A 12,581-nucleotide genomic window follows, 5' to 3' on the forward strand; every position below is an offset into this window, starting at 1 on the left:
GATGAAAGCGGCTCAATTAATAAATACAATACCATCTATTGAAACATTCAAGAAGTTTGGTAAGGTAAGTCGTGTTGTCGGTTTAATGATTGAGTCACAGGGTCCTGAAAGTTCAATTGGTGATGTATGCAAAATACATGTGAATTCACCGAAAAATGGTCATCAAGTAATTTTAGCGGAAGTGGTAGGATTTAATAATGAATTTGTCGTTTTAATGCCCTACACTTCCATCCGGGAAATATCAATCGGCTGTCTTGTTGAAGGAACAGGTAAACCTCTTGAAGTCAAAGTAGGACCTGAACTGATTGGAAAAGTGTTGGATTCAATGGGAAATCCTTTTGATGGTTCATCCCTTCCGAAAGGGTTGATGACCATTCAAACAGAGCAGGAACCTCCCAATCCTTTAAAACGGCCCCCTATCAAAGATCAACTCGAAGTGGGAGTAAAAGCAATTGATGGAATGTTAACCGTGGGCAATGGCCAACGGGTAGGCATATTTGCGGGATCTGGAGTTGGGAAAAGTACCTTGCTCGGCATGATTGCTCGAAATACAAAAGCCGACTTAAACGTAATTGCGTTAATCGGTGAGCGTGGACGCGAAGTGCTGGAATTCATCGAAAGGGATTTAGGTGAAGAAGGTTTAAAACGTTCCATCGTTGTTGCAGCAACCGGCGATCAACCGGCATTAATGCGTATTAAAGGAGCTTTCACGGCTACTGCCATTGCCGAATACTTTAGAGATCGTGGCTTGAATGTCATGTTAATGATGGATTCTGTCACCCGGGTCGCCATGGCACAAAGGGAAATTGGACTGGCAACTGGTGAACCACCGGCACAAAAAGGGTATACCCCTTCAGTGTTCTCAATCTTGCCTAAATTGCTTGAAAGAACAGGTACAAATCAACATGGTTCCATTACAGCATTCTATACAGTGTTGGTCGATGGAGATGATATGAATGAGCCAATTGCCGATACTGTTCGGGGAATACTCGATGGACATATCGTTTTGGACCGTACATTGGCAAATAAAGGTCAGTATCCTGCAATCAATGTACTCAAGAGTGTTAGCCGTCTAATGAACCACATCTCTTTGCCGGAACATGTAAAAGCAGCTGAAAGACTTCGGGAGCTTTATTATACGTATGCAAAATCGGAAGATCTAATTAATATCGGTGCATATAAAAGAGGGACATCAAATGAAATTGATGAAGCAATTCAATATGAGCCTCTTATCACGAACTTTTTAAAACAAGGGTACAAAGATAAGGTCTCACTGGAGAACACAGTGAACGAAATAATCGCGTTATCAAATGGTGGAGGAAGATAATGGTTCAGTATACATATCGATTTGAGAAGATATTGACGATTCGTGAGCAGGAAAAACAGCAGACAGAACAAGCTTATAAAGAATCGGTACGTTCATTTGAAGAAGTTGCGACAAAGCTATATGACCTTCTAAAGAAAAAAGAAGATTTGATTACTTATCAAAACGATCGATTGGCAATTGGTTCTTCCATCGATCAAATCCACCACTTTGCGACGTTTATTGATAGTCTGGAACGTTCAATCACGGAAGTGCAAAAAAAAGTTGTACAAGCCCGTGCAAAAATGAACTGGCACGAACAGAAACTATTAGAAAAAAACTTGGAGATTCGTAAATTTGAAAAAATGCGAGAAAAAGATTTCGCGATCTTCAAGAGTGAGCAAGACAGAGAAGAAACGCTTTATTTAGATGAACTTTCTACTCTTATGTATACAAAGAAGGAATTTAGGTGATTTCATGGCAAAAGGGAAACAAAAAAAAGAAAATATAGGCACACATGAAGTAAAGTCACCAGGAATTTTTCAAAAGCTATTTTTTTGGTTTATCATTCCATTGCTGTTTGGACTAGCTATCCTTCTTGTAATAGCTACCGTTTTCAACTTTAATGTTTTTGAAAAAGCAGCCGAGTTTACAAACCTAAAAAGCACTGAAGAAGTTTCCGTTAGTGATGTAACAGAGCAGTTTAATAAAAAAATTGTTGGTTTGGAAGCAGAAGTGAAAGAAAAAGAAGCGGAAATCGAAAAGTTGCAATCAGAATTGGAAAAGGCGCAAGCCGAAAACCAGGAAAATATAACTGAACAAGAGCAACTCCAGTACGAGATAGAAAAATTGCAACGCGATCAAGCCGCCGCACAACAGGAATTCGAGAGTATATTGCAATCTTTTGAACAAATGTCGGCAAAGTCCGCAGCTCCGATCCTAGTAGCGATGAGTGACGAGGAGGCTGTAAAGATTCTGGCAAGCATGAAACCAGATATCCTATCAGCCATATTGGCGAAAATGAGTCCTGAAGATGCTGCCCGTTACACCGAATTATTATCGCAATAATGAAACGTTTTTGTCGAAGGAGGTGAAAATGTGAATATAGGATTAATGCAAATTTCAAATTTGGGCATCAACACAAAGCCGGTTGTTAAAAACCAATCACCATCAGCAGCTTCAACACAGACAACACAGAAACCAGATAGCTTTGGCGACGTATTGAATCAAGCAGTTGCTGCTGCAACTCAAAGTGAACCTCCCAACACGTCGGAAGTAGGGAAAGAGTCGATTAATCTCGAACAGTTGGTAGAATTACTATCGGCCAACACTATGGAAGAAGTTGTCGATCTACTGGAAATTCCACATGATGAAGGTTTGTTGGCAATACAGGTTGGAGAAGAAGGCCAATTGTTATCCTTCGATGAAATGATGAATTTGGATAATTTGCTTTCGGTACTTGGCATCGAGCCTGCTCAGTTGGCGGATACATTGGAGCAATTGACGGGTGTCAAAGTTGAAGCGACAAATGACGTATGGCAACTAATCAACTCGGCTTTAATTCAGGATACTGAGATTGTCCAGCAATTAGTTACTGCTCTGCAAGGCGAACATAAAGTAACACCGAAACAAGCAGAACAGCTAGTTCAATTCATGAAGTTAGCCCAAGTGTCGGGTAAAAATACAGATCTGTTATCAAATCAATTATCAGCTCTGGAACAAATCGACCAGATGTTAAGAAGTATTGCAAAGCTGGTTCCTTCACAAAGCATTGTTCCAACGAACCAGATAGCCGAAACGCCAACAGGGAAAGTTAATTTGCAAGGCTTTGAACAAATAGTTCAAAAAATAATGAAAACGACAGAAACAGTCGAAATCACAGATACAACCGAAACAAGCAAAACAACTCATAACTCGGTTGCAATAACATCCAGTATAACAAATACGCCCAAGACGATAACAATTACACTTCCAGCACAAAAGGGAGCACAATCCGAAGCACTTGCTAAAGAGATACAAAATTTGCTGAACCGCAGTCAAATTTCCAGCTCACCTGGAACGACAAAGCTTCTACTAAAGCTTTATCCTGAGAATTTAGGTTCTATTCGAATAGAAATTATGCAACAGGATGGTGTACTATCTGCTCGAATGCTGACAACAACCGCTATTGGGAAAGAACTCTTGGATAGTCAGTTGCACCAATTGAAAAATGCCTTTGCGAATGCGAACATCCAAATGGACCGAATCGATATTGCGCAAAGTCTGCAGGAAACTGACCGCAACTTAAAGGACCAAAGCCAGTTTGGACAGCAGTTCAAACAACAATCAGGCAAAAAAGAAAATGAACAAGATGACACAGAGGATGAGTCAGAAAAAATGTCCTTTAATGACTATTTAATAAATGAGGAGGTGTAGACAATGGCAACAACAGGGATTTCCAATGATTATTTTCTAGCTTCAACAAAAGGGCCGAAAATCAGTAAAACTGGTGACAACTCCAGCCTTGGAAAAGATGCATTTTTAAATATCTTGATTACCCAATTGCAAAACCAGGATCCGACACAACCAATGGATGATAAAGAATTCATCTCTCAAATGGCTCAATTCTCTTCTTTAGAACAAATGCAAAATATGACGACAGCCATGCAAGACTTGCTGGCTTCGCAAAATGAAACACAACTGATGTCATATACTTCATTCATCGGAAAAGAAGTTAAATGGCATGAGATAACTGAAGAAGTGGATGAAGCAGGGAAAAATATAATCAATGAAGGTTCTGGTGTCATTAATGAACTGAAGTTTAAAGATGGTGAACCTATCTTTGTTTTAGGAGATGGAAAAGAGATTTCTCCAGGTCATATTTCATCCATTTTAAATAATGGAACAGCTTCGGGTTCTGAAGCTGCCGAAAATCCACTCGTAACAGCAAGCAAAATAATTGGGCAAATGGTCCGTTATCAATTGGATGGCGAAGAACTATCGGCGAAAATTGAATCAGTCACAACAAATGGCAGTTTGATAGAATACATTCTAAATAATGGTACACGTTTGCAAAAGGATCAATTCGAATTGATAAGTGAATAGGTTGGTGACCGAGATGAATCGTATCTCAATTCAGCACTTGCCGCTGCAACTGACCATACAGACACAAAAGACGAAGATTGGCTCTGTTCAGTCCAAACAATCTTTCTTTGATCATTTACAAGAAGTTACCAGTAATCAACCGCTAAAGATTAGTAAACATGCGAACGATAGAATAATGGAACGAAATATTTCTATCTCTGAACAAGAGTGGCAACGTGTGTCGGAAAAAGTAGTGGAAGCACGTTCAAAAGGCGTGAATCAACCACTGGTGTTAATGGATCAAGCGGCATTAATCGTAAGTGCAAAAAACGAAACGGTTATTACAGCAATGGAACGCTCTGAAACAAAAAATCAATTGTTCACCAATATCGACGGAACAATCGTCCTATAAAGGCAGGACCAATAACAAGTCTAACAACTGACTGTATATGGATGCCTATATGCTGCCGACTGACAGACGCAGCACAGAAAACAAAAAATTAACGGATAAACGAGAGGAGAACGACTAACAATGTTACGTTCAATGTATTCAGGTATTTCCGGGTTAAAAAACTTCCAAACGAAGCTTGATGTAATCGGGAACAACATTTCAAATGTAAATACATACGGATTCAAAAAAGGGCGAGTTGTATTTAAAGATCTAATTTCGCAAACGACTGCTGGTTCAACCGCCCCTTCTGCTACACGTGGTGGGGTTAACGCAAAACAAGTAGGTTTGGGATCACAAATTGCTGCAATCGATACAATTTCGACAACAGGGGCATTGCAATCTACGGGTCGTGTATTGGACTTAGCAGTTTCTGGTGATGGTTATTTCCGAGTAGCGCCACAATCGGGATCAACTGATATTTCTTATACGAGAGCCGGTAATTTTTACATGGATGCAATGGGAGATATCGTAACGGCAGATGGTATGTACTTGCTGGATGCAAGTGGGGCGAAAATTAATGTTCCTACTACATCACAAAGTATGTCAATTGGTCAAGATGGTACAGTAAACATTGTTGCTGCTGATGGCACTTTATCTTCTGCTCAAAAAATAAGCTTAGCGAAATTCCCGAATAGCGAAGGGTTAGAAAAAGTAGGCTCTAACTATTTCAAACAATCTCCAGCATCAGGGGCTCCTAATGCTGACGTAACAGCCCAAACAGGCGGTAAGGGTGCCATCCAATCAGGTTTCCTTGAAATGTCGAACGTTGACCTTTCGGAAGAGTTCACGGACATGATTGTAGCACAACGTGGATTCCAAGCAAACTCCCGTATTATCACAACATCAGATGAGATTTTACAAGAGTTGGTAAACTTAAAACGATAATATTCTAGTTTGATAGTAAATTTCATTGCAAAGGAGGGTCGGGCCGGCTTTCCATACGTGACCCGGCCCCATTTCAATGATCGAATTAACACGATTGAATGGCAAATCTTTTTCATTAAATGCACTATACATAGAATTAGTTGAGTCATTTCCGGACACAACAATTACATTGACCAATGGCAAGAAATTTATTGTTACGGAAAGTGAAGAAGAAGTTCGAAAAAAAGTAGCGCAATTCTATAAAAGTATTCAAGTTTTATCCAACCCGCATTTAAGAGGTGATGACGATGAAAAACAATAAATTATTAACGGTAATGCTCATCATTTTAGTGTCCATTACATTAATTGGGGTTGTAATTTTTGTTTTATTAACACAATTTAATAAACAATCAACCGCTGAAACACATGAACCGTCAATAGATGAGATAATAGAGGCTTCAGTTGATGTGACTGAAATTACGACTAATTTGGCTGATAATCGAATTATCATGCTTTCATTAAAAATACAAACAGATAGTGTAGAAGCTGCCGAAGAATTAACGAAAAGAGATTTCCAAACAAAAAATCTTGTGATTACTCAGCTTTCCGAAATGGCGGAAGATGATTTAAAAGGGAAAGAAGGCAAAACAACCTTTGAATCAACGGTAAAATCACAATTAAACGAACTGATGCAAGAGGGTAAAGTACAGCAAGTTTATATTACCTCCTACATCATCCAGTAATCTAAATGTCAAACATCTTGAAATGGAGGTGGGCAAATGGCGGGAGATGTATTATCCCAATCCGAAATTGATGCGCTGCTCTCTGCAATATCAACCGGTGAAATGTCAGCGGATGACATGAAAAAAGAAGAGGAAACAAAGAAAGTCAAAATCTATGACTTCAAACGGGCTCTTCGTTTTTCAAAAGATCAAATCCGTAGTTTGACCCGTATACATGAAAATTTTGCAAGGTTATTAACAACATTTTTCTCGGCCCAGCTACGAACATATGTCCAAATTACAGTAGCATCAGTCGATCAAATACCTTTTGAAGAGTTTGTCCGTTCGATTCCAAATATGACATTAATAAATGTGTTTGAAGTGCCGCCTTTAGATGGTAATATCTTAATGGAGATCAATCCGAATATCGCGTACTCCATGCTAGACCGTATGATGGGTGGCGCTGGTTCTAGCTATAGTAATGTGGCAAATTTAACTGAAATTGAACAAAAAATAATGACGAATTTATTCGAACGTTCTTTCGATAATCTACGTGAAGCTTGGGATACAATCGCAGAAATCGATCCCATCTTGGTGGAATTGGAAGTGAATCCGCAGTTTTTACAAATGATTTCACCGAATGAAACGGTCATCGTTATTTCCTTGAATACAATTATAGGCGAGACAACCGGGATGATTAATATCTGTATACCTCATGTTGTTTTAGAGCCGATTATTCAGAATTTATCTGTTCAATATTGGATGCAATCCAACACAAAAGAAGCTTCGCCGGAACAAGCGCAAATGTTAGAAAGACGAGTGAAGCAAGCAGAATTACCTTTAGTTGCGGAACTCGGCACGACCAATATTTCTATCGAAGATTTCCTTTATATGAATATTGGCGATGTCATAGAATTGGAGCAAAATATTGAGGAACCGCTGCTCTTAAAAGTAGGTAGTATACCGAAATTCACTGCACAGCCAGGAAAACGAAATAAAAAAATGGCAATCCAGATTATTGCACCCATAGAAGGAGGAGACGAAGATGAGTGATGGTATGCTCTCCCAAGAAGAAATTGAAGCGCTATTAAGGGGCGAATCGTTGGACAACAAGCTTGACGATTTAGCATCTGAATCTTCTACAGATAACGAACCACTGCGTGTCGAAGACTATTTAGACCCAATGGAACAAGATGCACTAGGTGAAGTAGGAAATATCTCATTTGGTAGTTCAGCAACCGCCCTTTCTACACTATTAGGTCAAAAAGTAGATATTACGACACCGATCGTTTCGATTCTGAACAGAAATTATTTAGAAGAAGAGTTTCCGCATCCTTATGTAGCAGTACAAGTGGAATACACTACAGGCTTATCCGGAGCAAATTTATTAGTTATTAAACAGGAAGATGCTGCAATTATTGCTGACTTAATGCTTGGTGGAGATGGTTTAAATCCAAGCATAGACCTAAGTGAAATCCAACTGAGCGCTGTACAGGAAGCGATGAACCAAATGATGGGGTCTGCTGCTACATCCATGTCCACAGTATTCAATAAAAAGGTGGATATTTCACCACCATCGATTGATTTAATGAATATCTCGGCAAATGAAGGAACGGATCAAATTCCTGAAGACGATTTGTTGGTGAAAGTTTCATTCCGCTTAAAAATCGGAACGTTAATTGACTCTAATTTAATGCAACTTTTCCCACTTCAATTTGGGAAGAAATTAGTCAAGTCATTGCTCGGTGAAGAGGAAGTGTCTAAACCAGCTGAAGTGCAGCAGCCTGCAGCTAGTCAACAACCTTCTGCGCCTGCACAGGCCGTTCAACAACCTGTACAACAACCGATGCAGCAACAACCTGTTTATCAGCAGCCGCCTGTTTATCAGCAACAAGCTGCTACGACTTATCAAGAGATGCCGCAAAGCTATGCGATGCCTACCTATCAGCATCCACAGCAGCCTGTAAATGTACAGCAAGCTCAATTTGCATCCTTTGAAAGTGCACGAATAACACAGGATGAAGCACGCAATCTAAATATGTTGCTCGATATTCCGTTACAGGTGACGGTTGAATTAGGGCGAACTAAGCATTCGGTAAAAGAAATATTGCAATTGGCATCAGGATCCATTATTGAATTGGACAAGTTGGCCGGTGAACCAGTCGATATTTTAGTGAATAGCCGTTTAATCGCAAAAGGTGAAGTAGTCGTTATCGATGAAAACTTTGGAGTACGAATTACAGATATTATGAGTCAAGCAGAACGATTAAACAATTTGAAATAGAACTATTTGGAGGGAATTACATGTCTAAGAAGATTTTGATAGTAGACGATGCGGCATTCATGCGCATGATGATAAAAGATATTTTAACAAAAAATGGTTACGATGTAGTTGGAGAAGCTGCAGATGGCCTACAAGCTGTTGAAAAATATAATGAATTAAATCCCGATCTAGTGACAATGGATATTACGATGCCGGAAATGGACGGAATCGCTGCATTGAAAGCAATTAAATCAACAGATCCAAGTGCTACAATCATCATGTGTTCGGCAATGGGACAACAAGCCATGGTAATCGATGCAATCCAGGCTGGAGCCAAGGACTTTATTGTAAAACCATTCCAAGCTGATCGTGTAATTGAAGCAATTCAAAAAGCACTAGGTTGATAAAATGAACGGAAAAGGTTCTGCAATAGTTCAACTTTGTTTGGCAATCGTGATCGCATTAACTTTTCTGGCACCAATGAATTACGCTTATGCAGCACAAGGTAATCAATCTGTCTCAGATTGTTGGCAAAATCCTGAAGCTGAAGGCTGTGAAGATTCAGACACGTCTGTTGAAGAAGAAAAATCAACTTCGCCAGACGTGGGACTGGGTATTTGGGATTACATGAAAATGTTGATTTCCCTTGTATTCGTACTTGCACTTTTACTATTTGTTCTTAAGTTTTTAAATAAAAAGAGTGGGAACTATCAACAAAACAGTGTGGTCCGCAATATTGGCGGTATATCCGTAGGTGCTCAAAAATCTGTCCAGCTCCTTCATATAGGCGACAGATTATATATTGTCGGTGTCGGTGATGATGTCCAACTGATTAGAGAAATAAATGATCCGGAAGAAGTAGAGCGATTATTGGAGTTTTATAAAGAAAAACAAACGATCGCCAGCAGTACAACACCTTATATTTTGGATTTAGTTAGAAAGCTAAAAGGCACCAACTCACAGGAAGAAGCAGAAGTTAAACAGGCAAATCAAGACTTTGGCGTAATGTTCAATAAACGACTTACGGAACTTACGAAAACCCGTAAAAGTGAATTGGACAAATGGAAGGAAAAGGAGAAGGATAAGTAATGGAAGATTTTATCTCACTCTTTTCTGAAAACGATCCGGCCAATGTTTCAACTTCTGTACAGTTACTTCTGTTATTAACGGTTTTATCTTTAGCACCCAGTATTTTAATTTTGATGACATCTTTTGCACGTATCATGATTGTGCTTTCTTTTACGAGAACAGCTTTGGCGACGAACACATCGCCGCCAAACCAAGTATTGATCGGGTTGGCCCTATTCTTGACATTTTTCATAATGGCACCGACATTCCAGGAAGTGAATGAACAAGCACTACAGCCATTATTTAACGAAGAGATAAGCTTGGAAGAGGCGTATGATCGCGCTTCTCTGCCTTTTAAGGAATTTATGGCACAGCATACGAGACAAAAGGATTTAGAGTTGTTTTTGGATTACAATCAAGCGGAAAGACCAGCCTCAGTGGAAGAGATTCCACTAACTATGCTCGTTCCAGCTTTTGCTTTAAGTGAAATAAAAACAGCGTTTCAAATTGGTTTTATGATTTTTATTCCATTCCTGGTAATTGATATGGTTGTGGCAAGTGTCCTTATGTCCATGGGGATGATGATGTTGCCGCCCGTGATGATATCATTACCATTTAAAATCTTATTATTTATATTAGTAGACGGATGGTACTTAGTGATAAAATCTTTACTTCAGAGTTTTTAGGGGATGATATAGATGACGCAAGAAATGGTCATTGCAATTGCAGAGAGAGCGATATGGATTGTCCTCATTGTTTCGGGACCGTTGCTGCTAATTGCTCTTATAGTGGGTTTACTTGTCAGTATCTTTCAGGCGACTACATCAATTCAAGAGCAAACCTTAGCATTCGTACCGAAAATAGTTGCTGTATTAGTGGGAATTATTTTTTTTGGACCGTGGATGATTTCGCAACTGACTTCATATGTAGCTGACATTTTAGATAATCTAACGCGGTATATAGGGTGATCAAATGACAGAAATCATTCCTGAAATTTCCGTTTTATTGCTGATTATCGTCAGAGTCTCTGCTTTTTTTGTATCAGTCCCTTTTTTTTCATACAGTCGAATTCCTCCTCAATTGCGGATTGCTCTATCTGTCGTCTTTGCATGGATGATGTATTATACGATAAATGTAGAAGCAATTCCCATTGATGGGAATTATCTATTACTCGTTTTAAAAGAAGCAATTATCGGTGTTCTGATTGGGCTTGTCGCCTATATGGTCATGACTGCTGTTCAAATAGCCGGCGGATTTATTGACTTTGAAATGGGTTTTGCCATGGCAAATGTGATAGACCCGCAAACAGGGACTCAGACCCCTTTGATGGGTCAGTTTTTTAATTTCTTAATCCTGTTTGTATTGTTGGCTATCAACGGCCATCACCTAATTTTGGATGGAATCTATTATAGCTATCAATTTTTGCCAATCGATCAGGTTTTTCCTGATTTCGGTAATGATAATATAGCAGAGTTTGTTATTAGAACCTTTGGCTCCGTCTTTATTATTGCTTTTCAAATGTCGGCGCCGGTAGTAGCAACTTTATTTTTAGTAACAATGGCTTTGGGGATCACAGCCAAAACTGTACCCCAACTGAATATCTTTGTTGTGGGCTTCCCTATCAAGATAGCTGTCGGATTCCTCGTTTTGATTATATCGATGGGCGTCATGATTGAAGTAATGGAAAAAGTGATAGAAATGATGATACTTTCAATGAGAGATTTCATGCAAATGCTAGGTGGTGCTTAAAGCTTGAAACTATTAATTAGATTAGATCTACAGTTTTTTGCCGGTGAAAAAACCGAAAAAGCAACACCTAAAAAGAGACAAGATGCCAGAAAAAAAGGACAAGTTCTAAAAAGCCAGGATGTAACAGCTGCCATTGTCTTGTTGTTACTGTTTTTATTTTTGTACTTTACTGGTCCGATGATGGTTAAAGGGCTATTTGGCTTCTTGCATCAGGCATTCGAGAGGAATATATTGATTGAAACCGTCAACGAGGAAACCGTCATGCAAATGTATACGGATTCCTTAAAAGAAATGGCCCTGATTATCTTACCTTTTATGGCAATCGCAGTTGTGGCAGGAGTTGCGGCAAACTTCCTGCAATTTGGTTTTCTTTTCACAACGGAAACGATGAAATTAGATTTAAAGAAGATGGATCCCATCAAAGGCATCAAAAAAATTGTCTCAGTTCGAGCAATTGTCAACTTGATTAAATCTATATTGAAAATATCATTTATAGGAACCGTGACAGTGGTTATTGTCTGGATGAACCTGGAGGAAGTTTTATCGTTATCATTCCAAAGCCCTTGGGATACATTAACTACTGTAGCAAAGCTTACGGGGTTAATGGGGATAGCTGCCTCGTTAACATTGGTCGTTATTGCATTGATCGATTACATATATGAAAAATATGAGTTTGAAAAACAATTGAAAATGTCGAAGCAAGACATAAAAGATGAATATAAAAATGCTGAAGGTGACCCGAAAATCAAGTCGAAAATCAAGCAGCGTCAAAGGGAAATGGCTATGCGCAGAATGATGCAGGAAATACCGAATGCGGATGTGGTCATCACCAATCCGACTCACTATGCCATTGCCCTGAAATATGATGATCAAAATATGGAAGCACCAAAGGTTGTTGCAAAAGGAACAGACTATGTGGCTCAGAAAATTAAATTGATCGCAAAAGAAAATGACGTTGTAATGGTGGAGAATCGGCCACTTGCCCGGGCGATGTACGACCAAGTGGAAATTGGTCAACAGGTACCTGAAGAATTTTTTAAAGCGATAGCAGAAATATTAGCTTATGTTTATCGTATAAAGCGCAAAATTTAGACCATA

Annotated in this window: 17 protein-coding genes; all 17 read left to right on the forward strand. The window is 39.1% G+C overall.

The window, feature by feature from the left end; genetic code table 11:
* Position 1: 1 nt before the first annotated feature.
* The 17 genes from fliI (at position 2) to flhB (ending at position 12,575) form a co-directional block, all read left to right on the forward strand.
* Positions 2-1,327 (forward strand): flagellar protein export ATPase FliI, encoded by a 1,326-nt coding sequence (gene fliI, locus CD33_RS17140; RefSeq protein WP_036202980.1) that lies wholly within the window; start codon positions 2-4, stop codon positions 1,325-1,327.
* Positions 1,327-1,776, forward strand: coding sequence for a flagellar export protein FliJ (gene fliJ, locus CD33_RS17145; protein ID WP_036202984.1), 450 nt, complete (start codon positions 1,327-1,329; stop codon positions 1,774-1,776). The genes fliI and fliJ overlap by 1 nt, the downstream gene beginning before the upstream one ends.
* Before the next feature lie 4 nt (positions 1,777-1,780).
* Entirely contained in the window at positions 1,781-2,371 is a 591-nt protein-coding gene (locus tag CD33_RS17150) for a MotE family protein (RefSeq protein ID WP_036202986.1), read from the forward strand.
* A gap of 30 nt (positions 2,372-2,401) precedes the next feature.
* Positions 2,402-3,718 (forward strand): flagellar hook-length control protein FliK, encoded by a 1,317-nt coding sequence (locus CD33_RS17155; protein ID WP_052130318.1) that lies wholly within the window; start codon positions 2,402-2,404, stop codon positions 3,716-3,718.
* Positions 3,719-3,721: 3 nt separating this feature from the next.
* On the forward strand, positions 3,722-4,387 hold the full coding sequence (flgD, locus tag CD33_RS17160) for a flagellar hook assembly protein FlgD (protein ID WP_036202989.1): 666 nt from the start codon (positions 3,722-3,724) through the stop codon (positions 4,385-4,387).
* 13 nt (positions 4,388-4,400) lie between these two features.
* Positions 4,401-4,778 (forward strand): TIGR02530 family flagellar biosynthesis protein, encoded by a 378-nt coding sequence (locus tag CD33_RS17165; RefSeq protein WP_036202991.1) that lies wholly within the window; start codon positions 4,401-4,403, stop codon positions 4,776-4,778.
* A 120-nt stretch (positions 4,779-4,898) separates the two neighbouring features.
* Positions 4,899-5,702, forward strand: a complete 804-nt coding sequence (gene flgG, locus CD33_RS17170; RefSeq protein ID WP_036202994.1) for a flagellar basal body rod protein FlgG — start codon at positions 4,899-4,901, stop codon at positions 5,700-5,702.
* 76 nt (positions 5,703-5,778) lie between these two features.
* Complete coding sequence (locus tag CD33_RS17175; RefSeq protein WP_036202997.1) at positions 5,779-6,003, forward strand: flagellar FlbD family protein; 225 nt, start codon at positions 5,779-5,781, stop codon at positions 6,001-6,003.
* Positions 5,990-6,424, forward strand: a complete 435-nt coding sequence (gene fliL / locus CD33_RS17180) for a flagellar basal body-associated protein FliL (protein ID WP_036203001.1) — start codon at positions 5,990-5,992, stop codon at positions 6,422-6,424. Before CD33_RS17175 ends, fliL begins: the two co-directional genes overlap by 14 nt.
* 36 nt (positions 6,425-6,460) lie before the next feature.
* The gene (gene fliM, locus CD33_RS17185; protein ID WP_036203004.1) at positions 6,461-7,456 is read left to right on the forward strand and encodes a flagellar motor switch protein FliM; all 996 of its coding nucleotides are present in this window, start codon (positions 6,461-6,463) and stop codon (positions 7,454-7,456) included.
* Complete coding sequence (gene fliY, locus CD33_RS17190) at positions 7,449-8,687, forward strand: flagellar motor switch phosphatase FliY (protein ID WP_036203007.1); 1,239 nt, start codon at positions 7,449-7,451, stop codon at positions 8,685-8,687. Before fliM ends, fliY begins: the two co-directional genes overlap by 8 nt.
* A gap of 20 nt (positions 8,688-8,707) precedes the next feature.
* Positions 8,708-9,070: a response regulator gene (locus CD33_RS17195; protein WP_036203010.1), complete on the forward strand. Its 363-nt coding sequence runs from the start codon at positions 8,708-8,710 to the stop codon at positions 9,068-9,070.
* Between the two features lie 4 nt (positions 9,071-9,074).
* The gene (locus CD33_RS17200) at positions 9,075-9,755 is read left to right on the forward strand and encodes a flagellar biosynthetic protein FliO (protein ID WP_036203013.1); all 681 of its coding nucleotides are present in this window, start codon (positions 9,075-9,077) and stop codon (positions 9,753-9,755) included.
* Positions 9,755-10,420: a flagellar type III secretion system pore protein FliP gene (gene fliP, locus CD33_RS17205; RefSeq protein WP_036203016.1), complete on the forward strand. Its 666-nt coding sequence runs from the start codon at positions 9,755-9,757 to the stop codon at positions 10,418-10,420. The genes CD33_RS17200 and fliP overlap by 1 nt, the downstream gene beginning before the upstream one ends.
* A gap of 12 nt (positions 10,421-10,432) precedes the next feature.
* Positions 10,433-10,702 (forward strand): flagellar biosynthesis protein FliQ, encoded by a 270-nt coding sequence (gene fliQ / locus CD33_RS17210; protein WP_036203018.1) that lies wholly within the window; start codon positions 10,433-10,435, stop codon positions 10,700-10,702.
* Between the two features lie 4 nt (positions 10,703-10,706).
* On the forward strand, positions 10,707-11,483 hold the full coding sequence (fliR, locus tag CD33_RS17215) for a flagellar biosynthetic protein FliR (protein WP_036203021.1): 777 nt from the start codon (positions 10,707-10,709) through the stop codon (positions 11,481-11,483).
* Positions 11,484-11,486: 3 nt separating this feature from the next.
* Positions 11,487-12,575 carry a flagellar biosynthesis protein FlhB gene (flhB, locus tag CD33_RS17220; protein ID WP_036203023.1) on the forward strand — a complete coding sequence of 363 codons (1,089 nt, stop codon included), beginning with the start codon at positions 11,487-11,489 and terminating at the stop codon, positions 12,573-12,575.
* Positions 12,576-12,581 lie beyond the last annotated feature (6 nt).

Source organism: Ureibacillus sinduriensis BLB-1 = JCM 15800, from assembly GCF_000772955.1.
Classification (GTDB): domain Bacteria; phylum Bacillota; class Bacilli; order Bacillales_A; family Planococcaceae; genus Ureibacillus; species Ureibacillus sinduriensis.